Origin of the sequence: Chloroflexus sp. MS-G, from assembly GCF_000735195.1 — a bacterium.
Lineage (GTDB): Bacteria > Chloroflexota > Chloroflexia > Chloroflexales > Chloroflexaceae > Chloroflexus.
This window is the reverse complement of sequence record NZ_JPIM01000002.1, coordinates 49,663-75,514: the sequence shown is the minus strand read 5'-3', so window position 1 is coordinate 75,514 and position 25,852 is coordinate 49,663. Positions and strand designations below refer to the sequence as shown.

Annotated in this window: 26 protein-coding genes; 10 read left to right on the top strand and 16 right to left on the bottom strand. The window is 54.2% G+C overall.

Annotated features, from left to right (window positions below; genetic code table 11):
- Nucleotides 1-122: 122 nt before the first annotated feature.
- The 3 genes from JE47_RS21745 to scpB form a co-directional block, all read right to left on the bottom strand.
- Complete coding sequence (locus JE47_RS21745; protein WP_160173268.1) at nt 123-290, bottom strand: hypothetical protein; 168 nt, start codon at nt 288-290, stop codon at nt 123-125.
- A gap of 304 nt (nt 291-594) precedes the next feature.
- Nucleotides 595-2,028: a chromosomal replication initiator protein DnaA gene (gene dnaA / locus JE47_RS0100775; RefSeq protein WP_031457934.1), complete on the bottom strand. Its 1,434-nt coding sequence runs from the start codon at nt 2,026-2,028 to the stop codon at nt 595-597.
- Between the two features lie 458 nt (nt 2,029-2,486).
- Nucleotides 2,487-3,092, bottom strand: coding sequence for an SMC-Scp complex subunit ScpB (gene scpB, locus JE47_RS0100770; RefSeq protein ID WP_035418770.1), 606 nt, complete (start codon nt 3,090-3,092; stop codon nt 2,487-2,489).
- A 349-nt stretch (nt 3,093-3,441) separates the two neighbouring features.
- Here scpB and JE47_RS0100765 point away from each other — a divergent pair, with 349 nt between their 5' ends.
- On the top strand, nt 3,442-4,716 hold the full coding sequence (locus tag JE47_RS0100765; RefSeq protein WP_031457932.1) for an ABC transporter permease: 1,275 nt from the start codon (nt 3,442-3,444) through the stop codon (nt 4,714-4,716).
- 78 nt (nt 4,717-4,794) lie between these two features.
- Here JE47_RS0100765 and JE47_RS0100760 read toward each other — a convergent pair whose 3' ends face one another.
- The gene (locus tag JE47_RS0100760) at nt 4,795-5,049 is read right to left on the bottom strand and encodes a hypothetical protein (RefSeq protein ID WP_028460346.1); all 255 of its coding nucleotides are present in this window, start codon (nt 5,047-5,049) and stop codon (nt 4,795-4,797) included.
- A gap of 153 nt (nt 5,050-5,202) precedes the next feature.
- Here JE47_RS0100760 and JE47_RS0100755 point away from each other — a divergent pair, with 153 nt between their 5' ends.
- The 3 genes from JE47_RS0100755 to JE47_RS0100745 are packed head-to-tail and all read left to right on the top strand — an operon-like array spanning nt 5,203 to nt 7,155.
- The gene (locus tag JE47_RS0100755; RefSeq protein WP_035418768.1) at nt 5,203-5,784 is read left to right on the top strand and encodes an RNA polymerase sigma factor; all 582 of its coding nucleotides are present in this window, start codon (nt 5,203-5,205) and stop codon (nt 5,782-5,784) included.
- A complete protein-coding gene (locus JE47_RS0100750) occupies nt 5,757-6,200 on the top strand; it encodes a hypothetical protein (RefSeq protein WP_031457930.1) in 444 nt (147 codons plus the stop codon). The genes JE47_RS0100755 and JE47_RS0100750 overlap by 28 nt, the downstream gene beginning before the upstream one ends.
- 1 nt (nt 6,201) lies before the next feature.
- Nucleotides 6,202-7,155, top strand: a complete 954-nt coding sequence (locus tag JE47_RS0100745) for a bactofilin family protein (protein WP_031457929.1) — start codon at nt 6,202-6,204, stop codon at nt 7,153-7,155.
- A 382-nt stretch (nt 7,156-7,537) separates the two neighbouring features.
- Here JE47_RS0100745 and JE47_RS0100740 read toward each other — a convergent pair whose 3' ends face one another.
- The 10 genes from JE47_RS0100740 to puhE form a co-directional block, all read right to left on the bottom strand.
- The gene (locus JE47_RS0100740) at nt 7,538-8,281 is read right to left on the bottom strand and encodes a Yip1 family protein (protein ID WP_031457928.1); all 744 of its coding nucleotides are present in this window, start codon (nt 8,279-8,281) and stop codon (nt 7,538-7,540) included.
- A 1-nt stretch (nt 8,282) separates the two neighbouring features.
- A complete protein-coding gene (locus tag JE47_RS0100735; RefSeq protein WP_031457927.1) occupies nt 8,283-8,981 on the bottom strand; it encodes a YIP1 family protein in 699 nt (232 codons plus the stop codon).
- Between the two features lie 170 nt (nt 8,982-9,151).
- Nucleotides 9,152-9,790 carry a phosphoribosyltransferase family protein gene (locus JE47_RS0100730; protein ID WP_031457926.1) on the bottom strand — a complete coding sequence of 213 codons (639 nt, stop codon included), beginning with the start codon at nt 9,788-9,790 and terminating at the stop codon, nt 9,152-9,154.
- Nucleotides 9,787-10,527, bottom strand: coding sequence for an orotidine-5'-phosphate decarboxylase (gene pyrF / locus JE47_RS0100725; RefSeq protein ID WP_031457925.1), 741 nt, complete (start codon nt 10,525-10,527; stop codon nt 9,787-9,789). Before pyrF ends, JE47_RS0100730 begins: the two co-directional genes overlap by 4 nt.
- A gap of 100 nt (nt 10,528-10,627) precedes the next feature.
- Entirely contained in the window at nt 10,628-11,065 is a 438-nt protein-coding gene (locus JE47_RS0100720; RefSeq protein ID WP_031457924.1) for a hypothetical protein, read from the bottom strand.
- Nucleotides 11,065-12,153, bottom strand: coding sequence for a quinone-dependent dihydroorotate dehydrogenase (locus JE47_RS0100715; RefSeq protein WP_035418766.1), 1,089 nt, complete (start codon nt 12,151-12,153; stop codon nt 11,065-11,067). Before JE47_RS0100715 ends, JE47_RS0100720 begins: the two co-directional genes overlap by 1 nt.
- Nucleotides 12,140-12,490: a hypothetical protein gene (locus tag JE47_RS0100710; RefSeq protein ID WP_031457922.1), complete on the bottom strand. Its 351-nt coding sequence runs from the start codon at nt 12,488-12,490 to the stop codon at nt 12,140-12,142. Before JE47_RS0100710 ends, JE47_RS0100715 begins: the two co-directional genes overlap by 14 nt.
- Before the next feature lie 8 nt (nt 12,491-12,498).
- Nucleotides 12,499-13,569 (bottom strand): phosphotransacetylase family protein, encoded by a 1,071-nt coding sequence (locus JE47_RS0100705; protein ID WP_031457921.1) that lies wholly within the window; start codon nt 13,567-13,569, stop codon nt 12,499-12,501.
- An 11-nt stretch (nt 13,570-13,580) separates the two neighbouring features.
- Nucleotides 13,581-15,671 (bottom strand): acetate--CoA ligase alpha subunit, encoded by a 2,091-nt coding sequence (gene acs, locus JE47_RS0100700; RefSeq protein WP_031457920.1) that lies wholly within the window; start codon nt 15,669-15,671, stop codon nt 13,581-13,583.
- A gap of 350 nt (nt 15,672-16,021) precedes the next feature.
- A complete protein-coding gene (gene puhE / locus JE47_RS0100695) occupies nt 16,022-16,786 on the bottom strand; it encodes a putative photosynthetic complex assembly protein PuhE (RefSeq protein ID WP_031457919.1) in 765 nt (254 codons plus the stop codon).
- A gap of 644 nt (nt 16,787-17,430) precedes the next feature.
- Here puhE and JE47_RS0100690 point away from each other — a divergent pair.
- Complete coding sequence (locus tag JE47_RS0100690; RefSeq protein ID WP_031457918.1) at nt 17,431-19,308, top strand: sigma-54-dependent Fis family transcriptional regulator; 1,878 nt, start codon at nt 17,431-17,433, stop codon at nt 19,306-19,308.
- 29 nt (nt 19,309-19,337) lie between these two features.
- A complete protein-coding gene (locus JE47_RS0100685) occupies nt 19,338-20,903 on the top strand; it encodes a glycosyl hydrolase (RefSeq protein ID WP_152555972.1) in 1,566 nt (521 codons plus the stop codon).
- Nucleotides 20,904-20,934: 31 nt separating this feature from the next.
- Here JE47_RS0100685 and glgA read toward each other — a convergent pair whose 3' ends face one another.
- Complete coding sequence (gene glgA / locus JE47_RS0100680) at nt 20,935-22,149, bottom strand: glycogen synthase (protein WP_031457916.1); 1,215 nt, start codon at nt 22,147-22,149, stop codon at nt 20,935-20,937.
- Between the two features lie 110 nt (nt 22,150-22,259).
- Here glgA and JE47_RS0100675 point away from each other — a divergent pair, with 110 nt between their 5' ends.
- The 4 genes from JE47_RS0100675 to JE47_RS0100660 all read left to right on the top strand — a co-directional run bounded on the left by JE47_RS0100675 (nt 22,260) and on the right by JE47_RS0100660 (nt 24,440).
- Nucleotides 22,260-22,874 (top strand): LysE/ArgO family amino acid transporter, encoded by a 615-nt coding sequence (locus JE47_RS0100675; protein ID WP_236631091.1) that lies wholly within the window; start codon nt 22,260-22,262, stop codon nt 22,872-22,874.
- Between the two features lie 5 nt (nt 22,875-22,879).
- Complete coding sequence (locus JE47_RS0100670) at nt 22,880-23,527, top strand: thiamine diphosphokinase (RefSeq protein WP_031457914.1); 648 nt, start codon at nt 22,880-22,882, stop codon at nt 23,525-23,527.
- Between the two features lie 126 nt (nt 23,528-23,653).
- On the top strand, nt 23,654-24,091 hold the full coding sequence (locus JE47_RS0100665) for a nucleotidyltransferase substrate binding protein (protein WP_031457913.1): 438 nt from the start codon (nt 23,654-23,656) through the stop codon (nt 24,089-24,091).
- On the top strand, nt 24,072-24,440 hold the full coding sequence (locus tag JE47_RS0100660) for a nucleotidyltransferase family protein (RefSeq protein WP_051871037.1): 369 nt from the start codon (nt 24,072-24,074) through the stop codon (nt 24,438-24,440). Before JE47_RS0100665 ends, JE47_RS0100660 begins: the two co-directional genes overlap by 20 nt.
- Here JE47_RS0100660 and tyrS read toward each other — a convergent pair.
- Nucleotides 24,427-25,614 carry a tyrosine--tRNA ligase gene (gene tyrS / locus JE47_RS0100655; protein WP_442856899.1) on the bottom strand — a complete coding sequence of 396 codons (1,188 nt, stop codon included), beginning with the start codon at nt 25,612-25,614 and terminating at the stop codon, nt 24,427-24,429. The two genes, JE47_RS0100660 and tyrS, sit on opposite strands and share 14 nt — an antisense overlap.
- Nucleotides 25,615-25,852: the final 238 nt, after the last annotated feature.

Genomic DNA, 25,852 nt, shown 5'->3' with positions numbered 1-25,852 from the left:
CATATCCTCTTATAATGTACCACAACTACTTGCCTTGCTCTACCACACCGCAAGCGGGGATAAGAAGATTCGCTCCTATCGTGCGCTAACAGGCTGGATGAGGAAAGAGGAAATGGCTCCCATCAAGCAAGAAGGGCAAAGAGATGCAAGGCTGGGTCGCTTATGAACGCTGTCACGCGGATCTGAGCGATAAGTGTCTCACCGGGTGTCTGATGACCATCGTCGCCGTGTCCGGTGCTTCCCTGCTGCCAGAGTCGATCACAACGGCTGTGCCGCGTTTCTAGTACCATCAGCGGGTGATCCCGGACGCGACCGCGATCAGCTGGCGCAGGATGAAATCGCCATTTACCGCCGACAATACGCACTGCTGACATCACGGTAGGGCTGATCGACCGGCAGATTGTGGACACGCCTTGAAGGAGCCTGGCTACCGACCACAGTCAGCACGGGAAGCCGTGCGCATCCTTGCAACCTACAGAGAGAAACGCCAAACGAGCAACGATGAGCAAGCGGAGCAAGGTCAGGTTATCGGTTTGATAAAACACCGTAGGGGCACGGAACCGTGCCCCTTTCCGCCGAACAATAATGAGCGTACTAGCCACGCATCATCTGAATGCGCTCTCGGATCGCCATGATTTCACTACGCAGGCGGCTATCACTGTTAATCTCCTCGGCAATCTTCTCGCAACCGTACATCACCGTCGTGTGGTCACGTCCACCAAGCAGATTGCCAATATCGACCAGCGAACTCTCGGTCTCTTCACGAAGCAGATACATCGCGACCTGACGGGGCACTACAACATGCCGTGAGCGATTCCGTGCCCGCAGTTGTTCAACTTCAATCCCGTAATGTTCGCTTACGAGCTGCAAAATGGCTTCCGCACTGATACGGCGACGACGCTGATTACCGAGCAGATCGGCGAGGGCGGTAGTTGCCGTCTCGATAGTGATTGGCACACGGTTCAGTTCTGCATACGCCGCAACCCGATTGAGGCTACCTTCCAGTTCACGAATATTGCTCTGAATCTTATGAGCAAGAAAATCGATCACCTCGTCGGGGATGTGCACACTCATTTGTTCGGCTTTCGCTCGTAAGATTGCGGTACGTGTTTCAAGATCTGGGGGTTGTACATCAACAATCAGCCCCCATTCAAACCGTGAACGTAAGCGTTCTTCGAGCGTTACAATCGCCTTCGGCGGACGGTCAGAACTAATCACAATATGCTTTGAGGCCGAGTGAAGTGAATTAAAGGTATGAAAAAACTCTTCCTGTGTTGCATCTTTCCCAGCAATAAACTGAATATCGTCAATAAGTAGCACATCAATGTTGCGATAGCGCATCCGAAACTCTTCGGTCTGCTGCCGCCGAATCGCGTTAATCAAATCATTGGTGAACTTTTCTGACGAGACATAGAGCACATTGATCTCAGGATCGCGATCGAGCACACGGTTCCCGATAGCGTGCAACAGGTGGGTCTTCCCTAGTCCGACACCACCGTACAGGAAAAGTGGGTTGTACGCCTGACCGGGATTGTCGGCGACGGCCAAACAGGCAGCGTGCGCGAGACGATTGCTTGATCCCACAATAAAGCTCGAAAACGTATAGCGAGGGTTCAGCATTCCCGATCGCATCGCGCTGGCCAGGTCGAGTTGCACCGCACGCTCACCGTTGCCGTTACTGGACATAAACGTAGAAGATGGCGTCTCGGCAATAATGGGTTCTGGTTCTAGATGGGTACGCGAACCGTTGACTATAGGAACAGCCACTTCAGGACGCGGTGAGGGGGTAGCTATCAGCACCTGTACCTGCACCGGGTAGCCTACCACGCGGGCAAGCGCATTCCGTAGTGGCATCAGCAGACGGTTCTCTAGCCCTTCCTTTTGCCCAGGTGATGAGACACCGATTAACGCGATGCCGTTATCAAGTGACAAGAGCGTTGCTGGCCGCAACAACGCCTCGTAGTCGTGACGAGAAGTTTGCGGTTGAAGGGTCGTTAGTGTTGTTCTCCAGATTTGTGTCAGATTCACCCTGCGCCTCCTTGCGAGCCGCGCCTCTCCACTGCACACATAACGAATCACCCGCGCCGAAACGCGGGATTCACAACACCGTTGTTGTCATCAGCAGTGCGCTCGTGGTGAGAGCGGGCAGCAAGTCTTCTGTTGACGTGATGTCATCATACTCGAACTACGCTCTTATTTCAAGCAACATAATATGAGAAATCTATAACGGTTTCTTATAATGACAGGCAATGATAATAGATTGTTTCTTGTGATCTTGGTCAATAGAGTGACGTATTATGTTGAGATTGTCTTGTGGATAATTGTGGATAACTTTTGTTGGGATCGGTGATCTGTAAAGCCACAGTTCGCATTCTGATGCACTCGGTGGCAATCAGAACATGCCAGTCGCCGGTGATGGTCTCATGTGGATAATGAGTGGACATACGGGGAGAAACACGTGGATAGCATCTCGCTTCGCTCATCCCTTATTCCTCACTTTCTGCAAGGGGTGGCAAGTCACTCAAACTGGTCAGACCAAAGGCTTGTAAAAAGGTTGGGGTGGTAGCATAAAGAATTGGTCGGCCAAGCGTCTCCATCCGACCGGCTTCACAGATGAGATCACGGCTGAGCAGTGCCCGTAGTGCCGCGCTACTATCGACCCCACGAATGGCATCGATCTGGGCGCGGGTAATGGGTTGGCGGTACGCGATGATCGCCAGCGTCTCAAGCGCAGCGGGGGAAAGACGCTGACTTTGCTGCGTTCCTAGAAAGCGTCTGACAATAGGAGCGGCCTCTGGGGCGCTAACGAACATATATTGATCGTTGTACCGTTGCAACCGAATTCCACGTTGTGCGTAGATACTGACTAATTCATCGATAACAGATGTGATCTCGGTGGGTGTGACGGCGAGGACTTTTGTCAGTTGTTCAAGGGTGACCGGCTCACCGGCAACAAAGAGAATTGCTTCCACCTGTTGTATCAGGCTGAGCTGGGAAGAGTCCGGCAAGAGGATCGGTTGTGCCGGTTGGTCATGGTGGTTTGGTGTCGTGGTCATTGCCGTTTCGTTCAGTGGTGCTGTGTCGTCTTTCATACGGGTTTCGTTTTGATGACAAAGATAGTCACGGTGCTCTCTGACCCATGCGGTCACATAGGTGCGCGGGCCTCTGGCCCGCATCCTGCGGTGAGCAGCTGGTACGCCTCACCTTTTCCTCAAGCTACCTTCCTTTCCCATCCTGAGCGAGGAAGGGGGAGTTTGAGACTGCTTTAGAACTCACCCCTACCAATTACTTCGACTTATTTTCTCTCTTCTATTTTCTTGGCTACTGCCAGGAAGGGGAAGAGCTTCTAAAACCCTCTAGCGTACCATCAGACAGACATCCGGTGGCTATCGCTTATGGTATCATATCGAATGCAATGACGAGAAGGAAAGGACATTCCCAATGAGCGAGCGCCGTAAAGGTATAGGCCGTCGGCAAGTAATTGCTGGATTCTTTGCCTTGCTTGGACTACTACTCATCTTCAACTATGCACCACAGGCATTAGCCGGTGATACGGTCGTCACGCGGATTGCACTTGCCGTACCACAGCCGGTGATTGCTTTTCCTTCCGCCTGGAGCCTGACAATCATTGGCTTTGTCATGCTGATAGCCGGTAGTCTAGGATTGACCAATCGTGTGCAACGCTGGGCTGATATCTCCCTTTGGACGAGTGCAGTATTGCTGTTTCCCGCGATCCTAATCTGGGCGGCGGCAGGGAAGCAGACCAACGCTACGGTGATGCTGAGCGAGTCGTTGCGTCTGGGAACACCACTGGCCCTTGGCGCATTGGCCGGTATATGGGCTGAACGCTCTGGTGTGATCAACATCGCTATCGAAGGCATGATGTTGATGGGAGCAGCGTTTGGGTTCGCTATCTTCATTCTTACCGGCCAGCTCTGGTGGGGTGTCATCGGTGCGGTCATCGTCGGTGGCATCATAGCCTTGTTGCATGGTCTGCTCTCGATTTCGTTCCGCACCGATCAGATCATTAGCGGTACTGTCGTGAATATTCTGGCAATTGGCATAACCGGCTATTTGCGTCGTCAATACATCGTGACCGAGGGCGGTGGGCGAGTAACCTTGCCGTCGCTTTCAGCGATCATCGCAAACGCAGGATTCCCCGATCTGGCGCGTTCGCTTGAGGCAATTCCCATTGCGGGCACGTTGCTCTTCGGCGGGAAGCCGATTTTCTTTGCAATGCTCTTGCTGGTTGTTCTTACGCAGGTAGTGTTGTTTATGACCCGTTGGGGCCTACGCACGCGGGCAGTCGGCGAGAATCCCAAGGCTGCCGATACGGTAGGCATTGCGGTGAATCGCATGCGCTATATCAATCTCTTCATTAGTGGCTGTATTGCCGGTCTGGGTGGAGCATGGTTCTCGCTTGAGACGGTAGGGAACTTCGATGATGGCATGACAGCCGGTAAGGGGTTTATTGCGCTGGCGGCGATGATCTTTGGGAAGTGGATGCCATTTGGAGCCTTTGGGGGAGCAATGTTGTTTGGGTTTGCCGAGGCGCTTGGTACCCGCTTCCAAATCTTGCAAGTGCAGGTATTTGGGGGGCCGGTGCCGGTACAGTTCTTGCAGGTGATCCCTTACGTGGTCACGATGATTGTGCTGGCCGGTTTGATCGGGCGAGCAGTTGGTCCAGCGGCAGTGGGGAAACCCTACGAAAAGTAGGCAGCCAATAGCCAGAAGGTATCGGCAAGGCAAGAGAGATACCTCTGCCTTGCCTTACCGGCCTCGAAACCCGAAGCATCAGGCTAGACCTTCGGCTTCAAGCCATGCCTGAACATCGCTATCGGTCGGGTTGGCTTTGCCACCAGGAATGTAGCGATAGCGATCACCGTACCCCTCCATGACCTGATTACGGAGCGCTTCGGCCTCAGCGCTAGGATCGGTGTCGGGTACACGCAACACCTCACCGGAGTGCAGGTCGAGGTAAAAGCTAACGGCCGGGTCGGTTTCGCCTAAAGCGGCACGAATTTGATCTCGATTAATATTAGCGGCCACGGCTTCCTCCAGTGGATTGACGACGGAATACGGATCACCGTCGCATCACCAAAGATGGTACACGAACCTGCCCGCTCTTGCAAGTTGGTCGATAGCTGGATTAAATTGTAACATTTTTCTTAACGAGACGTATACTATTTGTGAGGAGTATTTGTGAGTGAGTCGCAGTCGGATGAAGTTGACCTGGTAGCCAGAGCCTGTAATGGCGATCAATCGGCCTGCGCGACGATTGTGCAGCGCTATACCGGTGTTCTATACAATCAGGCGTACCGCATGCTGGGCGACACGTTCGAGGCTGAAGATGCGGTGCAAGAGGTGTTTCTGCGGGCCTTTCGCAGTCTTCAAAGCTATGATCCGTCGCGACGGCTCGTCACATGGTTGCTCACCATTTGCTCGAACTACTGCATCGATCGCCTGCGACGCCGTCGGTTTAAGTGGCTAACTCTTGAAGATGTGGCCTTTTGGTTGCCAGGCGTACAACCAGGTCCCGAACGGAGTGTATTGCAACGTGCTGAACAGGAGATCGTGCAACGCGCACTTCAGCGCCTGCCAGAGAACTATCGCGGCGTGGCGATTCTACGTTTCTGGCACGATTTATCATACGAAGAAATCGGGAGTGTTTTGGGGTTGACGGAAGCGACGGTCAAGACCAGGTTACATCGGGCGCGCAAGTTGTTGCAAGAGGCGCTTGCCGCCGAGGAGGATTTATGGAACACGGAAGGGATGACGAGCTGACCGATGCGGAGCTGGCGGTAGCCGAGGCCGAACTGCGGATGTTGCTGGCCCGTTGGGGTGAGCCACAGATGGTATCGCCTCCTGCTGATCTGTCAGCACGGATTGTAAGACGGCTGAGTAATCCTCCACCTAAACGCTGGCGCTGGTATCGTCTGTGGCCTGTGGTGCCCTTCCTGTTGGTGCTTTTGGGAATGTGGGGCTTGCTGATCGACAGTGATGCACCGGCGGCGCTCTTCGGCGATCCGGAAACCGGTGTCGGTCGCCTGGTCTTGACCTTAATCTTGATAGCTAAGCCGTTGTGGTATCTTTGGCTAGCAGCGGCGTGGTGGTTACTGCCAGGGTTGTTACTCTTGCTGAGCGTTGGATGGATGTGGTGGCGTCTCATCGCAGATGCACCGTTGGCTGAGGTTAGCTAGGATGTGGCAGCGTTGGTTGTGGATTGGCTTGGTGTGCGTGATGGTTTTATGGCTACCGGCGCCGGTTGCCGCTCAGGCACCGCTACCACCGGTTGTTATTTCCGCCGGTGAGCGCTATCAGGGTCATCTGGCAACGTTTGATCAGTCAATTGTGGTACTTGGTGAAGTTGACGGTGATGTTACAAGCTGGGCTGGTTCGATCACGGTACACGGCATTGTGCGCGGCGATGTAGTCAGTTACACCGGTACCGTTGAACTGAAAGCCGGTGCTGTTGTTGAGGGAAATGTCCTTTCCATTGCCGGGGGGGTGGTTGTCAATCCTGCGGTTCAAGTACGGGGAGCACTGATCGGGATAGAACCGCTGGCCGGATCAAACCTCGTATCGGCGCTGGTAGGGGTAGCTGGCGGGCAGCGAGCTATACGTCACTGGCTACCACCGGTGGTCAGTCATTTCGTCAGCGGGCTGGTGATCCTGTTTTTTAGTGTTGCGGTTGCCTTCATCTGGCCGCGACGTACTGCCGGTATTGGACGTACACTGCGAGCTGCACCGTTACGTAGTGCTCTGGTCGGAGTCCTCTCGACGGTGTTGATCCTGCTGATGTTGCCGTTTTTGGTCGGTCTACTGACCGTCAGTCTGGTCGGTTTGGTGCTCTTCATTCCGCTTATCATCTTGCTGCACATACCCTACATCATCGGCTTTACCGGTGTTGCTCGTGCGATTGCGGTCATGTGGGCGCCAGGGTGGGCACTCAGACCACCGCTGGCTGCTGCTTTCGGTGCCTGTGTTGTTCTGCTGCCCCTCATCCTGTTGAGCTTTGTAGCTCCTGTGTTCGCAGTGCTGTTGGGATATGCGATTGCCAGTTGGGGGTTAGGCGCGGTGTTTATCAGTCGTGGCGGTGCGCTACCGATCTGGCGTGATGGGTGGCAGTTAGTGGGTAGTGCTAACCGATACTGAGAACGTGATTGGAAACTCGTGGTTTTGATCAGCTTCCCGGCAAGGGCGTCGGCTGAGGTGGCGAGCAAATCAGCGCCTCATCAACAACCTGGGCTTTTGATGAGGCGCAACTATGGCATCTCCAGAATGGTGCGGGGAACGGTGGCGGGAAACGCCAGTGGCTCCTCGACGCGATGGAACCAGGTGGCACCGGGTTTAGCGCCGGTGCGGTGGAGCACGCCTGGTGTCCCTCACCTTTCCCCTTCCTCCCTTCCTCTCCTACAAGAGGAGAGGAAGGGGAACGTGAGGTTGCCGGCGCGAACGCATGTTGGCATCCTCTCACGCAATGGTTGCGCAGGTATGGTACGTTCCAGATAAGAAATTCAGGTTTTTGATCAGGCTCTCACGCCCTAGCTCCGGCAAGACCCACCAGCACCACAATCAGGAAACAGCTCAACAAGATGCCTAAAATAATCAACAGACTTGGATAGAGCAAGACAGCGAGCGTAGCTTTGCCGCTATCGAGGCGATGCACGACTGCTGTACCGCTAATCAGAATGATCAGCCCCCAGCCCCACGCAATCAGGCTGATCGGCAGGCTCAATACCGGAATAAAAGTGAGTGCGTCGAGGGCATGCGGTGCAACCGACAGTGAACCGACTGCTACCATCGAGCGGATTCCGCCTTGTCCACCTAATTGTCGGGCGGCAATGTGGGTAAGAACCACTGCCAGCAGCATATTACTCAGATAAGTGAACGGCATCGATACCGTCTGACCAAGGGCTTGTAAGAATAGACTGATCGGTCGTGGTAAGGGGGTGGGCATGGTGAACAGCTCGCGCAGCATATTGCCAATCTCTTCTTCACTCTCCGCGAGTACATCGATCACCTCGCGCTGTGCGGGTGTGGTGGCTGCTTCCTTTTGTTGTTCAAGCGCCTGCCGGTAGGCGGCAAGGATTGCATCAACAGTCTGGTCAGGATTAGTAACGCTAATCAGATTACTGGCGCTCTGGATGGCGCCGACCAGCAATCCGACCAGAAGAATAAGCAGAAAGCCACGTCGCACACCATCGGCTGAGTCACGCATCTCGGCAAAGACGCGCTGGTTGAGGGTTAATGCGCCGTTGAACGTATCCATGATCGACATATCAGCTCCCCTGGGCAGCAGCAACCAGTACTGCTATTCCCCCACAACTGATGACCAGAAGCAGAAGGCCAAGCAAGATTGGACCTAACAGTGCAGCCCAAAAGGCGCGCCACGCCGATAATTGATGGGCTGTGCGCAGACCAATATAACAACCGATCAGGCCCAGCAATGTAGTTCCGGCAATCTCGACAAATGGAAGAACCTGCGCGATAGCAAGCAGGTTCGCGCCGCTCGCCAGGGCGGTGCACCCCAGGGTTTGGGACAACGTCCCTTCGCCGCCAAGGGCGCGTGCTACCAGATGTGCGATAATGCCGTATATCAGCCAGCCCAGCAGATAGACGAAAGGCGTAATCAGGGCACCAATGATGCCGCTCCATTGCAAGATACTGAGGTTTGTTGCGAGCTGACTGAAAATCGGATTAAGGTCAACATCAGGGTTGATCCGCTGTAGTTCAGTGATAAGTGCCATGCGTTCCAGTGAGCGTTGCACGATGGCAAGTGCAGCTAACGGATCGGGACTGGCCAGTCTGCTCAACAGATTTCCGATCACTCCGGCGGTCCCAACCAGGATGCCCACTATCAGCACAACTAAAAAGCCTTCACGTAGCGCATACGGGTTATCACGTTGGGCACGGAACGTATTCACATCGAGCAGAAGACCAGCAGTACTAAGCCGAACAAGGTAAGCGAGTGACTCCATGGTGTTCCCTGTTTGTATGCGACGATCAATCAAGAGAACGTATCCACACAGCGTTACCGGGTCTAGCCCGTAGGTGAGTAAAGGTCATACCTTCACTACGCCTGGGTTCATTGTCCTCGACCCATGATTGTGGCGGCAATCCGCAATCTAAGCAAATTGGAAAACGGCAATTATACCGACTGTTTGCGGAGATACGCTGCCCCCTTACCCAGCCGGGTATTAATGGGCACACCGGCAGCGCAGAGGGGGCATGTCTCAGCCGGGTAACTCTCCAACGGCAACTCGGTGAGTGCGATTAGCTGCGAGACACCGAGATCGCTCGCTGTCACACCTCCCCGATTGCAGAGTGCGCCAATACCAACCACATGACCACCGTTTGCATTGACTGCATCCACAACCAGCCGTACCGATCCTCCGGTCGTGATCACGTCTTCAACCACCAATACCCGTTTCCCGTTAATATGGGTGTCGTATCCACGCCGAAAGACCCGTCGCTTTCCGGTTTCATCGTGCTCTTCTTCCGCGTACACGGCCAATACCTCATGACCGTACAGTTGGCTCAGATGGTAGGCCGTCCACTGTGCCATAATGACGCCACCTATTGTCGGCCCGGCAACGGTCTCGATGTTGGCATCGGCGAAGCGACGTGCGATTGCCGCACCCACCAGACTGGCTGCGGTGGTGTGAGGGTAGAGTGCGTCTTTGTTGACATAACTGCTTCCGTGGCGACCAGAGGTATACACAATGTGGTCATTCGTGACAATTGCTCCTAATTGTTCGAGGATGGTCAGAAGTTTGTGCTCGTTCATAGGTTGTGACTGTACTGTTCAAGTTCAGAGACAATACGAGCGGCTGCGGTTGCCGGATCACCGATCGCCGGTGGCGGATTCGTTATTGGTCGTCCGATCACCAGGTAATCGGCGCCAGACCGCAGTGCGTCTAGCGGTGTCATTACCCGCCGCTGATCGCCCTCGGTGGCCCACGACGGGCGAATACCGGGCGTTATAATCCGTACATGTGGACAGGCCGCGCGAATCGCGGCGACTTCGTGTGGTGAGGCCACGACACCATCGAGGCCACAATCCTGCGCCATACGGGCTAGATGGACAACATAGTCGGTCAGTGACGGTTTTACCTGTAGTTCATTTGCCAGCGCCGTTGCATCAAGACTGGTTAGAACCGTGACTCCCAGAAGGAGCGGACGGTATGACATACTATGCGCTGCCGCAACAGCGGCGCGCAGCATATCACGACCACCAAGACAATGTAAAGTCAACATCTGCACTGCTGGCCCTAGCTGACAGGCGGCTCGCACCGCACCGGCGACCGTGTTTGGAATATCGTGCAGCTTGAGATCGAGAAAGAGATTTCCGCCAACCCCGGCAATGGCGCTGACAATCTGGGGTACCCCGACCGCTGTACAAACCTCTAGTCCGACCTTGTAGCCACCGACCAGTCCACGCAGTTGTGTGGCTAGGGCTACTGCCGTATCGAGATCAGGCGTGTCGAGGGCAACCAGTATTCGTTTTTGTGGAGATAAGCTCATACGCAATCCGGTGTACGCTCGCTGTCGTACTGTGAAATACTTGCGAACAAATTTCTGCCAGCGGCTGGCGTACTCGATGACAATCGCAGACTAGCTCTTGCTACGTGTGTATCAGAACATACACGGCAACGCCAACTATTGTTGCTATCAGGTACAGTGCGAAGGCAATCCGCATAAACAATTTATAATTTTTGAAGCGCCAGCGCAATGGTAACCATTCATTACCGACCAGTACAACATATATGCCGAATAGCATGGCAACGGTACCAATCACTTCATGGGCTGGCATTGCCACAAATGCCGCTGTCGGCAAAGTAAGATTCTCATCGGGCGACACTGCAAACAGGGAAGGTATCATCACTCCAAATACCAGTACCAGGTTCAGAGCAGCGGCGCCGGTTTGCACCCAGCGATGGGCTGTGTAGTATCCTTTTACAGCCAGGTATGCACCAACGGTAAACGCAAGGGCGACCAGGATACTACCAACCAGCGAAACATCTTGGGCGAAGGTAGCTTTTGTACCGAGAAAGCCGCTCATCACGATACCTTCCTGCTCTGGAGAATTGTACGATTGATCCGCCTGGGTAAGAACGGCCCGTGGTACACCAGACCGGTATAAAGCTGGATCAGGCTGGCACCGGCCTCCAACATCCGAAGTGCATCAGCGGGTGAGTGAATCCCGCCCACGCCAATAATCGGCAGTTGACCGTTGGTCAGACGAGCAATCAAGCGCACCACCTGCCGGGCACGTTCGGCCAGAGGATGTCCGCTCAGGCCACCGGTTTCGGCGGCCAAGGCCGGTTCAACGCCGGTTAATCCGCTACGGCTGAGAGTAGTATTGGTGGCAATAATACCGGCCACTCCATGATCGGTACAAACTTCGATCAACTCTGCGATAGCATTATCGCTGAGATCAGGGGCAATTTTGACCAGCAGTGGTCGTGGGCCACGCTGATCACTGCGGCCTAACGCTGCGTTATCGTGTTGTAGTGCGGCTAACAATCCTCTGAGCTGGTCGGCATCTTGCAACTGACGTAAACCCGGTGTATTGGGAGAGCTGACATTAATCGCTATATATGCTGCGTATGGAAAGAGTAAGCGGAACGACTCGCGGTAGTCATCGATAGCATGTTCGAGCGGCGTGATTTTCGATTTGCCAATCGAGACGCCAATCGGCAATGGAGGCGGTTGCAGGTGGGCCAGACGTTCGGCCAGCGCAGCAGCGCCGGCGTTGTTGAACCCCATGCGATTGATCAGAGCTTCGTGGGTAGGAAGACGAAACAAGCGCGGTCGAGGATTCCCTGGCTGTGGGTGACGGGTCACTGTGCCAACTTCGACAAAACCGAAGCCGAGCGCCGCCCATGCCCTCAACGCTATGCCATCCTTATCCATACCCGCGGCCAGTCCTACCGGATTAGGAAATGACACCCCGAAGACAGTACGCTGCAACCGGGGATCGCGGATTGTCGTAAACTGTTCAAGAACCTGGCACAGGAAGCGCGAACGGCTGATCAGCGCCAGCATGTGAAGAGTACGTTCGTGCGCCGTCTCGGCATCACCGCCGCCGATCCGAAATAACATTGGGCGCAGAACATAACGGTACAGCATTGATTCAGAACGGTTCAACCCCCACCTCGGATAACTCGTCAGCAAATCGTTCAATATCGCGCGTTGTGCGCAGCCGATCAATACGACTGAGCAAACGCTTCCGATCGGCACTGTCGTCAATAACTGCTCGTTCGAGATATTGTTTCAAATAAAGTTTAATGATGGCCAATTGATCATCGGTTAGTGGTTCACCCTGTAGATATTGCTCAACTGCAACCGCCAGCTTTCCGGTAATTTCCTCCATCCAGAAACGAGGTGGACGGGCAACCGGAAACGGGTACGGATATTCAGGGTTGGGCACAAAGATCAGCGGGCCAATCACTTCTGCGTTATCAGGCAACGGATTGGTTGTCATAGCGCTTCCTAGTGAATTTGTAAGCCTAGTAAGCGATACAAACGATCAAAATCGAAATGGGTATCGAGCAACTCGGTGAAGCGACGCAGTTTTGCCTCCTGGTGAAAACGCACGCGCCCGAAGAGACGTTCAGCGCGATCAACCGTACTCAGGGTATCGTCGGCGACCAGAATGATCGGCACCTCTAATTCAGCAGCACGATCCATTACTTGCATTGATGGTCGGATATTACCGGTTAATACCAAGGCGTTCGTACTGGTTTGCAGAGCGATCAACTGCAAATCGCTGCGGTCGCCACCGGTAATAACCGCTTTATTCGCCCGTCGACGGAAAAACGAAAGGCTGGCTTCCGCGCCCATCGCCCCGATCATCAGTGAGTCGAGCATCTTCTCACCCCATTCTGGGCGGCCAATAATTTGCCCACCCAGATGTTGGGCCAGCTCGTTGACCGTCACCCCCGATAATAAGCGATCACGAGGTAAAATGCCCAGCACCGGAATCCCCCGGCTCTCGAGGAACGGTGTCACCCGATTACGCACGAACTCGCGGTGTGGTTCTTCTACCTGATTGATCAAGACCCCCAGCAAACGATCGCCGACGTAACGTTGTACCGACAGGATCGTATCGACTGACAATGTTGAGGTATAGCGGCACACCAGGAGACCGGGGGCCTGCAACATATCAGTTACCTGATCGGCAGTGAGATCAACCAGCGCGCCTTCAGCCCACGTGTTTGTTCCTTCCAAAACGACAATGTCTTTCTGGCGCGAGATAGCCAGATACGCCTCGCGGAGTGTCTTGACGAACGAATGCGGTTGCCCGCGCAGAATCGACTCGATCACCCCTGGCGTAATGAGCACTGGGGCGATTTGTTCCATCGGCGCATCAAGCCCGATGGTTTGACGGATGAACAGCGCATCTTCATCGAGCACTGCGTCGGGCGTGTGGGTTACCGAGACACTTACCGGTTTCATATAACCAACACGGAAGCCGTCTTGCTGCATCCGACGGAGCAGACCGACACAGACCGCACTTTTACCGACATAGGTTTCGGTCGAGGCGACATATAGTGTTGCCATCATTGCCTCCACTAGTTGAGGATGATCCGGGCATCGAGGACGATTGCGCCCTCGCCTTCGTGATGAACGACGAGTGGATTAATATCCATCTCGACAATTTCCGGGAAATCGGTAACCATTTGACTGACTCGCAGGATCGTCTCTTCGATGGCAGCGATGTCAGCCGGTGGTTCACCGCGTACACCGCGTAAGAGCGGATAAGCGCGAATTGAACGTATCTGCTCTTGCACCTCTTCGACGCTTAGGGGGGCAAGGCGGAAGGCAACATCCTTTAACACTTCAACATAGATGCCTCCCATTCCTACTGCGATCAGTGGCCCGAACTGGGGATCGCGTGTCATACCGACTAAGATTTCGCGGCCTTTGCGCACCATCTCTTGCACCAGTATGCCCCAAATGCGGGCGGAGGGCAAATACTTGCGTGCTCGATATTCAATTAGTTCAAAGGCGTCGCGTACCGCCGTTGCGTCATGTAAGCCGACTCGTACCCCACCAATGTCGCTTTTATGCAGAATATCTGGGCTAGAGATTTTTAGCACTACTGGATAACCAAATTCATTGGCAATGGCGACGGCTTCATCGGGGGTCTGGGCCAACCGACTCCGCGGTAATCGCATCCCATAGGCTTCAATCACTTCCCGCGCTTCAATCTCACCCAATTCGACCCGACCGGCTGCGCGTACTTTGGCGAACAGATCGGCCACGCGCTGACGATCAACCGGAAAGGTGCGGTAGGTCGGCGCCGGACGTTGCTGCCAGAGCGACTGACGGTACATTGCGGCCAGTGATTGCACAGCTCGTTCGGGAAAGAGATAGTTAGGAATACATGCTGTATTCAGAGCCTCTACCGCACTCGTGATGCTAGCGCCACCCATAAAACTAGTGACAATTGGCTTGGTCGTCTGTTTACTCAGATCAATGATGAGCCGTGCCGTCACAAGCGGATCGGAGACAGCCTGCGGGGTAAAGAGGATAATCAGGCCATCAACGTTTGGATCGGCCAGCGCAGCCTCGATGGCCCAGGCATAACGGTCTGGAGTCGCATCACCGATGACGTCAATTGGGTTGAAAAAGTTGGCGTTGGGAGGTAGTTTCGCTTGCAGACGACGAATCGTTTCAGGGGTGAATTCGGCCATTGCCAGCCCACTTCGTTCTACGGTATCGGTAGCAATAATCCCTGGCCCACCGGCATTCGTAACAATCGCCACTCGGTTACCGCGAATCATTGGCTGATAGGCAAAGACCAGCGCCAGATCAAACAGCTCATTCATGGTGCGGGCACGCAGAATACCACTCTGCGCAAACGCCGTTTCGTAAGCGGTTTCAGAACCGGCCAGTGAACCGGTGTGCGAAGAAGCTGCCCGAGTACCGGCAGCCGTTGTCCCACTTTTGATGGCAACTACCGGTGTGACTTTCGTCACTTCACGCGCTACCCGAATGAAATTAGGACCGTCGTCAATTGCCTCTAGATAGGCAAGAATCACTTTGGAATGCTCATCGCGATTCCAGGCCTCTAGCAGCGTGACCTCATCGACATCAGCCTTGTTGCCGAGACTGACAAAACGCGAGAAGCCGATCCGTTGCTGATGACTCCAATCGAGAATCGCAGCACAGATAGCGCCTGATTGTGACATCAGAGCGATGTTTCCAGGGAGCGGCATGGCATTGGCAAATGAGGCATTCAACTTACTGATAGTGTCAATGATGCCCAGCGAATTGGGGCCAATCATGCGCATTCCGTAACGCCGCACCGTAGCCAGTAACTCTCGTTCGAGGTCACGTCCGGCGCCGCCAACCTCTTTGAAGCCAGCAGTGATCACAACCAGGCCACGTACCCCCTTTTGTCCACATTCGTTCACCGCAGCCAGAACATGTTGGGGTGGAATAACGATCACTGCCAAATCGACCGGGTCGGGAACGGCCATCACCGAAGGGTAAGCAGGGAAGCCGAGAACTTCGGTTGCGCGCGGATGGATTGGGTAGATGCGCCCTTGATAGCCGTGATCGATAATATTTTTTAGCACTCGGTGGCCGAGGCGTGCCGGATTGGGCGAGGCGCCAAACACGGCTACCGATTGCGGATTGAAGATTGCTTCTAACATGGTTTGGGTGCTCCTTTTTGCACACCTTGTCCCTTCATCATAACCGATACCTCGCCTGGCGACAAGCTGCACGTATCAGGTGTCAGGTCAGGGGATAGTGGTTTTCAGCTCATCATAAGTAGCGTGGAACATCCTCAAGTCGATGGGTGGTTTGTGAATTGTTCTTCCCGATTCGATCCGAATCATCACGTTTGGCAGGCGCAGCAGGGCATACCTGTTCTGTACCATCAGGGAGAACGGGTACAATCACTTGCCAGCTTCCGAGAGCGTGATCAGTAACCCAGGTTTCTGATCCCCCTCATGGATGCAGGGTACTGCAGGCGGTTACAAAATGCGGAATGTGGTTATCATCAATCGGTTGCCGGTGCAGGTGCGGTAGCCGGAGCAGGCAGTAGAAGAAGCCAGTGTTCGAGAGCACCCAACGTCAGCAGACTGGCTAAGAGGGCCAGCCGCAGCGCTGCTGAATCGCCGACGTGCGCGCCGACACTTAACCAGAGCATCACTGCCAGGAGCGTACTCACCGACACGCTGGGGCGAAAAAAGGCGCTCGGTGGTCCAGGACGCCAGTAGCTGGCTAGAAAGGACAGATGGGCTGGGAAGAGTTCAACCTGAAGGGCACGTACCCCGTACAAGACGTTCAGTTTTGCACTTTGCTGTAAGGCCCAACTCAATCCAAACGTCAATGGGCCGAGCCAATGACTTGCATCTTGCAACAGCCAGATCAACAAACCCAATTCGAGTAAACAGCTCAGTTGATGATACAGATGAGTACCAAGTGCGTAGAAGAAGCGCTGGATGCCACGGGCATACGGGGGACAGGGTTGGCGACGAGGGCCGGCAAGAATGCCACTGTAGAAGGCCAACTCGTGCCAGGCCCAGATTAACAGACCGGCGGTAAAGGCACGATAAGCGCCGAGGTTGCTCAGGTCATGGCGTGTGCTTAGGAGTTCACTGTGGGCAAAGAATAGCACCGGTAAACTCAAAAACACGGCCCATCCGCCTACCCATGGCCCGCGTCGGTTAAGCCAGATTAAACCTAATGTCAGCCCTATCCATAGTGTGACAGTGGTGAGCAGTGGTAGAAGGTAATAGAAAGCAATATCAGACCAGTTCATAGCCTGCACTTTCTGACAGTTTTTGCACTAATGTCATAATTGTACATGAAATAGCAGGGGTCGTAAAGGGTATGTTCTGTTTTTAGAGCTTTTTAACGTTTTCATCGTACCAGGAGCGCGGCAAGCAAAATGAGTACCGCAGTAGCAGCTCCTGTTCCGGCAGTGGTCTGCTGCCAGGTCTCCTTGTTGGTGCGCCGATCATGCCCGTCAGCGCACGGTAGGTAGGGTCCACCATCTCATGCCCTCCATCAGCAGGGAGGCATTCGCTGACCACGTCTTCCCGTCGCGCACTTGGCAGACCGTGTGGCAAGCCCCCTCATCTTCTCCCTTGTCTCCTTTCAACTCTTCCACGAGTGGAGAGGCAGGGGAGTGACTCGAGTGTACAGGGAGACAACCCTGGTGCTGCTGTCACCGATGATCAAAACACGTCCGCACGCATGGGGGGATCATACGCACATACCGTCATCGGAATGGCGATGGTCAACGGGCATTCGGAACCTATGGGTAGGGTGCGATGCTCCGCACACACCAATGTCAGGTATGAGAAGGTGTATGCACTGCGCAGCGCACGGATTGGTACGAATATAAACGAGGAGCCAAATTAGCTATAATATTAATAGCCGGATGATATGATGAGGTAGAACATGGTAACACTTGCGCTTCCACCGATTCAGCGATCTTGGGCACGTTGTCAGGCGCGCGGTCTCGAACCAACGCAAGCACCGCAAGCCGGAACGGTCAATCTCGTTGGATGGAGTCATCTGCGCACGCTGGTTCAGTCGTCAATTGAAGATTTGTACCAGATGAGTGAACATCCTGGCTTTGTAGTTGTCGTTTGTGACGATCAAGGGACTATCATCGATCTCGCCGGTGATAGTGCTGTGATGACGCAGGCGCAGCGGTACGGCATTGGTTATGGGATTAGCTTGGCCGAAGAGGTTGCTGGCACGAATGCGGTTGATCTTGCCTTACGCGAGGCTTTCCCCTTTCAGACCACCGGTGATGAACACTATTGTTATTGGTTGCAGCCATTTGCGCTGTCTGCTGCTCCTGTCTATAGCCCTGATGGCAAAGCGCTATGCGCATTAGCGATTCTCAACCGCGCTGAAGAGCAGCACCCGTATGCGCTCGGAATGGTGATCGCAGCGGCACAGGCTCTGCATAGTCAATTGCGCGCCGAGCGACTGCTTAATGAAGCAAACGACCAGCTTACCGAACTGTATGCAACGCTTGATTCGATCAATGAAGGTCTCATCTTTGTTGGACCAAACGGTGAGATTCGTCGCTTGAGTCGGCGCGTGGCGAGTATTCTAGGGATTAATGTGCGCTCGGCTGCTGGACGCTTGCTGGCCAGTGTGATTACGCCACCGCCAGCGATTGTTATGGCGCTACAGAATCTGAGTACACTAGAAGAACAAGAAGTCATCTGGCAGACACCAAATGGCCCACAGGCGATCATGTGCGATGTACGACCGGTGTGGGATCGTAGCCGACGTTATCTGGGCAGCGTGATTACGCTACGTCCGACAGAGAGTGTACGTCAACTGGTGCAGCAGATGGTTGGTGCACGAGCAACCTTCACGTTTCGTGATATTGTCGGCCAGAGTGAAAGTATGCGGCAAACATTACGGCAGGCCCGCATTGCCGCTGCCGGTCGTGGCGCAATTTTGCTGCGAGGTGAGGTTGGTACTGGTAAGGAAGTCTTCGCGCAGGCGATCCATAATGCGAGTAATCGGGCGGGTGGACCGTTCGTGCGGGTATCGTGTGCGGCCATTCCACGTCAGTTGCTCGATAGCGAACTGTTTGGAGTTGAGGGTACCGAACAACAACCCGGTCGTCCAGGCAAACTCGAGCTGGCGCATGGCGGTGTGTTGTATCTGGAGTCGATTGATGCTCTCTCGTTTGAACAGCAGACAAAGCTATTGCGGGCGATTGAGATGGGTCGGGTGATCCGCAGTGGAGGCACGCGCCCCATCCCGATTGATGTACGTCTCATTGTGCATGGGCATAGCCTCGAGCAACTGGTGGAAGAGGGACGCTTTCGGGGTGATTTATACGCTCGGATCAGTGCATTTGTCGTCGAAATTCCACCATTGCGCCAGCGTGGTGACGATATTATTTTGCTGGTGAACCACATGCTACGACGCCTGAGCGAGCAGATTGGCCGTCAGATCGCGTTCGATCCCGATGCGTTGGCGGCACTGCGGAGTTACCCGTGGCCGGGTAATGTTCGTGAACTGGAGGTTGTGTTAGAACAGATCGTGCAAACGACAGAGAAGAGTGTGCTCACGGTGGCCGATTTGCCGCCAGCAATTGCGCGCCATACAACCCCTCTCCTCCTTTCCGACAGTCCAAAGTTGGCTGAAACGCAAGAATTAAGTGAACGTGATGCCATTTTGCGGGCCGGTCGGGCGGCAAGAGGACGCTTGAGTCGAGCAGCCGCTCTGTTGGGGATCAGTCGAGCTACCCTCTGGCGTAAGATGATCCGTTATCGTATTTCACGGGCTGATATGCTGCCGTAGTCAGCGGTTCGGTATATAGGGGCTACGGCATGACATATTTGACCGGTCTTTACCGTTTGGTAATTTTGGCACTGGCCGTTAGTCTGGCGACCGGTGATGCTCTGGTGCCCGGTCATCAGATTACTCGACCGATTGCTGTTCGTACTCTACCGGCGACGCTGGCGATTGGCATCAATAGCCATCTTGCTACTCGCTATCCCGATGCGGCCACGATGCCCATTCCCGCCACCATTATTGCCGATCTTGGTGTGGAGTGGGTGCGCGAAGATATTCACTGGCATCGTATTCAGCCCAACCCCGAGACCTGGGATTGGGCTTTTACCGATGCTGCTCTCTCGGCATTGCACCGGCAGCGCTTGCAAATACTGGCGGTGTTAGGACCGGCGGTTGGCTGGGCAACCGCCGATCCAACCGATCACCCCAACCTCATATCATTTGCAGCCCCTGATGAAGCAGCGTTTGTTCGTTATGCGGCTGCGGTCGTTCAACGCTACAAACATATCGTGAAGCATTGGCAAATCTGGAACGAACCCGATCAGGCGCTTTTTTGGCGGCCAGCGCCGAACCCTCAACAGTACACCCGGCTGTTACTTGCTACTGCACAGACCATTCGGACGATTGACCCGACAGCAACAATTGTTTTGGGAGGTATCAATCCATTTGATACCGGCTTTCTGCATGCGATTGCTGCCTATGGTGGTTGGAATGCGTTTGATGTGATTGCCATCCATCCCTACGTTGATCCGCTCGACCCAGAAGAGGGGAATCTGATTGCGGCTGCTGATAGGGTACGAGCAGTTGCTGCGCGTTATGGTCAGAAGCCAATTTGGGCGACTGAAGTCGGTTGGGCGAGTGGGAAGAGTGATCGTGATGCACTCGGTCTGGTTGATGCGCTGCAACAGGCCGACTATCTCCCTCGTGCGTACCATGCGCTCTGGCAAGGCGGCGTAAGCCATGTGTTCTGGTACGCGCTCAAAGATGATCCCCACAATACGTATGGCCTGTTCACGTATGGGAATGGACGGGCAGACTTCAGAGGTACCAAGCCGGCTGCCGCAGCATTGCGGGCGCTGGCTTCATCGAAGCGCCGATCGGTGCCGGAACCATCGCGAGTGACGGTTCAGCTTTTTGAACGCCACACCAGGCAAACGTGGCAACGACCGGCACAGCCCAATGGTTCCGTCCAGGCGGTGAGAGGGGCATTCCACATTGTTTATCGCTTTACAACCCGTGATAACGACTACGTAGCCTTTGAGTTGCAGGACCCGATTCTCCTTCCTAACCCCACCACGGCGCTCACGGTACGGCTGTTCGGAGATGGTAGTGGGCACTATCTCCGCTTCTGGCTACGCGATGCCGAAGGTGAGCTATTTACCATCACTGCTGGGATGATCGGGCCACCGGAATGGCAGACGTTGGTCGTGCCTGTTGGGTATCATTCCCTGCGGTCTGGTTATCTGGCTGGTGAAGGGAACCGACGGCCTGATTATCCATGGTATTTCGCTGCCATTGTTATTGATGACGAGTATGATATGTGGAGTGGGATAGGGGAAGTGCAGATCGACAGTGTTGCAGCACTGGTAGAACAAGAGTAGCCCAGGATGGGCCTAGGCTACTGCGCACGTTTTACCCGATAATTGACCGGTACAGATCAATCGTCTGGCGGGCAATCGCATCCCAGCTAAATATCTGTTCAACGCGGCGCCGTCCGGCCTGACCGAACTGGTGGCGTAACGCAGGATTCGCCAGCAAGCGATTAATGGCAACTGCTAGCTCAGCCGAGAACGCTGCAGGATCGACTGGATCGAAGCTGTCTGGTTTGAGATGGGGATCGACTAGCAAGCCAGTCTCCTCATGGACGACAACTTCCTTGATCCCCCCAACCGCTGAAGCAACCACTGCCGTTTCGCAGGCCATAGCTTCAAGGTTGATGATTCCAAACGGCTCGTACACACTTGGGCAACAGAAGACGGCAGCGTGCGAGTAGAACTGGATAACGTCCTGTCGTGGGAGCATCTCGCGAATCCAGATCACGCCAGGGCGTTGGGCACTGACGGCGGCTACCCGCTCCTCCATCTCGATCCCGATCTCTTTTGTATCGGGCGCACCGGCGCAGAGCACAATCTGCGCTGACGGATCGATGTGTGGAATAGCGTTAACCAGGTGAATAATTCCTTTCTGACGGGTGATGCGGCCAACGAAGAGGACAAAAGGACGGCTGGGATCAACGTTGTAGCGTTCGAGAGCATCGGTGGCGCTCGTTTTGCGATATTCGTTGAGATCAATTCCATTGTAGATCACGTGAACCCGGTTGGGGTCAACGTTGAAGAGACGTAAAATATCGGCTCGCGTCTCTTTTGAGACAGCGATCACCGCATTGGCCTGTTCGATAGCGGTGCGTTCGATCCATGAACTGAGGTGATACGCATTGCCCAATTGCTCAACTTTCCATGGTCGGAGTGGTTCGAGTGAATGAATGGTCAGTACGTACGGAATGCCCCACAACTTACTGGCGAACAGGCCGGCCAGATCGGTGTACCAGGTATGGCAGTGAACGACATCGGCATCAAGCGTATCTTTAGCCATCGCCAGCGAACGAGCGACAGCATCAATTGCCCCGGCAAAGCGTGGATCGGTATTCTGGCGCGCTTCTTCCCAACGTGGATAGCCGCGTACCTTCAGGTTTGGCGTTTCAATCTGTTGATCGCCGAAGCAGCGTACTTCAACCGGTACAATCCTGGCCAGGGCCTGGCTCAGGTATTCGACATGAACACCGGCACCACCGTAAATGTATGGCGGGTATTCATTGGTAAAAAGAGCTACACGGCGTAATTCAGCCATAATTTTCCTCATGTACTTAGGGTATAGTAAACACTGTAATCTCAGTATACATGGTTTTCTGGCGCGCAAAGCAGTCTGGATCGCGTATAATATCCCGAAAAGGAATGCTAATGATGATAGAGCTTTTCATTCGTGGTCTGATATTTGGGCTGGCAATTGCAGCACCAGTTGGTCCGATTGGCCTGCTCTGTATCAGACGCACAATCACCGATGGTCGGTTGGTCGGTTTTGTCAGCGGTTTGGGTGCTGCCACTGCTGATGCGCTTTACGGAAGTGTCGCAGCGTTGGGTTTGCAAGCACTGAGTTCGTTGATATTCAGCTTGAATGCGGCATTGCAGATCGTTGGTGGCATGGCGCTGATCTGGATCGGCCTTACCACAATGATCGCCCGACCAGTGCCGGTTTCTATTGAGTCGACCCCGACACGGCGTCGGTTGTTGAGTGCCTATTTTTCTACCCTCTTGTTGACACTGGCAAATCCGGCAACGATTCTTATCTTTACCGTTATCTTTGCCGGTCTTGGCACTGTTGGTAAAGGGGGGATGGGGCTGGTGTTGGTCGTCGGCGTAGCTTGTGGTTCAGCCCTCTGGTGGACACTGCTAAGCGGTGGGGTTAGTCTGATGCGACAGCGAGTAACCGTGCCGGTACTGCGCCTGATTAACCTGGTGTCAGGGTTGGTCATTATCGGTTTTGGAGTGACCGCTTTGCTGAGCAGAGATATGTGAATGCTATGCACGTGGTGATTGTGGCAAATGCACCGGCGGTTGATGTAGCGCCATACCGCAGTCTGATCCAGGCTGCCGACCGATTGATTGCCGCCGATGGCGGAGGGACAGCTCTGTTCCGAGAGGGCTATGCTCCTTCCTTACTCATCGGCGATCTCGATTCGATTATACCTGAAGCGCTGGCTGCGTATCAGGCACAAGGGGTTGTGATCGAACGGCACCGACCCGACAAAGACGAGACCGATCTGGAGTTAGCGTTGCTGGCTGCGGCCAGAATGGGGGCGACCCGGATCGATGTGATTGGCGCGCTAGGTGGCCGCTGGGATCAGTCGCTGGCGAACGTGATGCTGTTGGGTATGGATGAGTTGCGTGAACGACGGGTGCGCCTTATCGATCTACCACAGCAGATCTGGCTGGTGCATGACGAGAGTATCATCCCCGGTCTTGAAGGTGATACCGTGTCATTACTCCCCTTTGGTGGTAATGCGCATGGCATTACGACAGAAGGTCTGGCCTATCCGCTTCATAATGGGACCCTTTACTATGACCGGGCACGCGGGGTAAGTAACGTGATCGACAAGTTACCGGCACGAGTTTCGGTTAGGCAGGGGAGATTGCTCGTGGTTCTGATCAGCCGTTCGCCGCTTGTGTAGGGACGACGGAGAATAGTGCAACATTTGCAGCAGCTCGCACGCATACCGTTGCACGGTGAGCGAAAGACAAAGGTTGGGGAAAAGAGATTGAATGTTCAGATGCACTCAGAATAGGGATGTACAGGAATGCTACTCGATCTGTCTGCATTATCGCGTGCTATCCAATCGCTCGATGCTGCTCTGCGCATTGTGAATGATCAGGACTGGTTTAATGCACAACGCGCAGAAGTTCAGCAAACACTCCTGGCTGGTGTAGTACAGAACTTTGAGTTTGTATACGAACTGTGCATGAAAATGATTCGGCGGCGACTCGAGCTGGATGCTACTTCTCCTACGGAAATCGATTTTAGTAGTTTTCGTGACCTGATACGTACTGCTGCCGAAAAGGGTTTAGTGACCAACGTCGAAGCCTGGTTTCGTTACCGTCAGTTGCGCAATATAACCTCTCACACATACGATAGTGTGAAAGCACGGATGGTTTGTGAGCAAGCAGGGGCTATCCTTGCCGATGCGCGAGCGGTGCTGAGCGCCCTGGAAGTGCGTAATGAGCGAGCAACGTTTTGATATTCAACCCGAACATCTGGCACTCGTGCGCACGATTCTGCGGCGGCATGTACCTCAGTACGATGTCTGGGCATTTGGTTCACGGGTTCAGGGTCGGGCGAAAGTACACTCTGACCTCGATCTGGTTATTATGACTGATAGACCGCTCACGCTTGACGTAATGGCTGCGCTTGCAGATGATTTTGCCGAGTCAGATCTACCCTGGAAGGTTGATATTGTGGACTGGGCCACGACAGATGCTGTCTTTCGGACGATCATCGAACACGACCGAATATTAGTGCAAACTGGTACTGCGCACGTTCCTAATGGGGAAGAGGCAGGTCATAATTCTGCCTCTACACCACTCTAACAAATTTACGTCGGCCCACCTGAACGACAGCGTTTGCACCAGGATTAAGCGTGAGCGTATAGCCTTCGACCCGTTCACCATCGACCCGAACTCCTCCACCGTCGATCAAACGTCGTGCCTCACTCTTACTGGGAGCAAGGCCACTGGCGACCAGTACGTCAACAATGCCGCTAGGGGCTGTCAGCGTGAAGGTCGGAATATCTTCAGGCACTTCACGCTCGACAAACTGGCGAATAAAGGCAGCTTCGGCAGCCGCAGCCGCAGTTGGATCGTGGAACTGCGCCACAATCTCACGCGCCAGCCGCATCTTCAAATCGCGAGGATTAACCTGTCCATTTGCCATTGCCTGCTTCATTTCGTGTATCTCGGCCATCGGCACGTCGGTCAGCACTTCAAAGTAGAGCGGCAGGACCTCGTCACTCATTGACATAATCCGACCGTACATTTCAGCCGGCGGCATCCGAATATCGACCGTATTGTTGAAGGTCTTCGACATCTTTCGACCGTCGGTACCGGGAATAAGCGGGACGAGAAAAACCTGTTGGGGTGTCATGCCCAACTGTGCCATCAGCTCACGTCCGGCGAGGATATTGAATTTCTGATCAGTGCCACCAAATTCCACGTCGGCCTTGATCGCGACCGAATCGTAGGCTTGAAGCATTGGGTACATCAATTCGAGAACGGTCAGTGGTGCACCGCTTTCGTAGCGTTTGCGAAACGTCTCGTGAGCAAGCATTTGGGCTAGGGTAAAGCGACCGGCTAGATCGAGAGCATGTTCAAGCGTGAACTGCCCAAACCATTCACTTTGCCAGCGCACCTCTGTGCGTTGGCGATCAACCACGCGGAAGAACTGCTCCATGTAGGTTTCGGCATTTGCCCGCACCTCAGCCGCCGACAAACGGGTACGTGTTTCATCGCGACCACTCGGATCGCCGATCTGTGCCGTCCAATCACCGACGATCAGCACCACGTGATGACCCAGTTCCTGGAAGGCACGGAGTTTACGCAACCCAACTGCGTGACCGATGTGCATATCGGGTTTGGTGGGATCGAAGCCTTGTTTTAGCCGGAGGGGTGTTCCACTCTGCAGGCGTGCTCGCAATTCACTTTCGACAATAATTTCGGCGACACCACGATGTAACAGATCAGACAGATCCATCTCAGACGCTCCCAATGCTTGATAGTGACTTCAAACGATGTTTATGCTAACAGGGTGCAGGCATCGTGTCAAGAGGGGCAGGGGGCTATGCGGGAGGGCGCATCTGCGATGACCAATCTGCTCGAGAACGGAAAGACATCGACGAACATGTACCTGCTAGACGTGCCTCAGCGCACTATCGTAGTCTCTTAGACCACTGCAAGTGCGAACAAAGGAAAGGAACTACCGCTCTCTTATCTGTCTCCTCGCCTCA

Coding starts and splice junctions, on each gene's coding strand:
- JE47_RS21745 (WP_160173268.1), bottom strand. CDS start 290: ATGGTACTAGAAACGCGGCACAGCCGTTGTGATCGACTCTGGCAGCAG.
- scpB (WP_035418770.1), bottom strand. CDS start 3,092: ATGAAAGACGACACAGCACCACTGAACGAAACGGCAATGACCACGACA.
- JE47_RS0100765 (WP_031457932.1), top strand. CDS start 3,442: ATGAGCGAGCGCCGTAAAGGTATAGGCCGTCGGCAAGTAATTGCTGGA.
- JE47_RS0100750 (WP_031457930.1), top strand. CDS start 5,757: ATGGAACACGGAAGGGATGACGAGCTGACCGATGCGGAGCTGGCGGTA.
- JE47_RS0100745 (WP_031457929.1), top strand. CDS start 6,202: ATGTGGCAGCGTTGGTTGTGGATTGGCTTGGTGTGCGTGATGGTTTTA.
- JE47_RS0100740 (WP_031457928.1), bottom strand. CDS start 8,281: ATGTCGATCATGGATACGTTCAACGGCGCATTAACCCTCAACCAGCGC.
- JE47_RS0100735 (WP_031457927.1), bottom strand. CDS start 8,981: ATGGAGTCACTCGCTTACCTTGTTCGGCTTAGTACTGCTGGTCTTCTG.
- JE47_RS0100730 (WP_031457926.1), bottom strand. CDS start 9,790: ATGAACGAGCACAAACTTCTGACCATCCTCGAACAATTAGGAGCAATT.
- pyrF (WP_031457925.1), bottom strand. CDS start 10,527: ATGAGCTTATCTCCACAAAAACGAATACTGGTTGCCCTCGACACGCCT.
- JE47_RS0100720 (WP_031457924.1), bottom strand. CDS start 11,065: ATGAGCGGCTTTCTCGGTACAAAAGCTACCTTCGCCCAAGATGTTTCG.
- JE47_RS0100710 (WP_031457922.1), bottom strand. CDS start 12,490: ATGACAACCAATCCGTTGCCTGATAACGCAGAAGTGATTGGCCCGCTG.
- JE47_RS0100705 (WP_031457921.1), bottom strand. CDS start 13,569: ATGGCAACACTATATGTCGCCTCGACCGAAACCTATGTCGGTAAAAGT.
- acs (WP_031457920.1), bottom strand. CDS start 15,671: ATGTTAGAAGCAATCTTCAATCCGCAATCGGTAGCCGTGTTTGGCGCC.
- puhE (WP_031457919.1), bottom strand. CDS start 16,786: ATGAACTGGTCTGATATTGCTTTCTATTACCTTCTACCACTGCTCACC.
- JE47_RS0100690 (WP_031457918.1), top strand. CDS start 17,431: ATGGTAACACTTGCGCTTCCACCGATTCAGCGATCTTGGGCACGTTGT.
- JE47_RS0100685 (WP_152555972.1), top strand. CDS start 19,338: ATGACATATTTGACCGGTCTTTACCGTTTGGTAATTTTGGCACTGGCC.
- glgA (WP_031457916.1), bottom strand. CDS start 22,149: ATGGCTGAATTACGCCGTGTAGCTCTTTTTACCAATGAATACCCGCCA.
- JE47_RS0100675 (WP_236631091.1), top strand. CDS start 22,260: ATGATGATAGAGCTTTTCATTCGTGGTCTGATATTTGGGCTGGCAATT.
- JE47_RS0100670 (WP_031457914.1), top strand. CDS start 22,880: ATGCACGTGGTGATTGTGGCAAATGCACCGGCGGTTGATGTAGCGCCA.
- JE47_RS0100665 (WP_031457913.1), top strand. CDS start 23,654: ATGCTACTCGATCTGTCTGCATTATCGCGTGCTATCCAATCGCTCGAT.
- JE47_RS0100660 (WP_051871037.1), top strand. CDS start 24,072: ATGAGCGAGCAACGTTTTGATATTCAACCCGAACATCTGGCACTCGTG.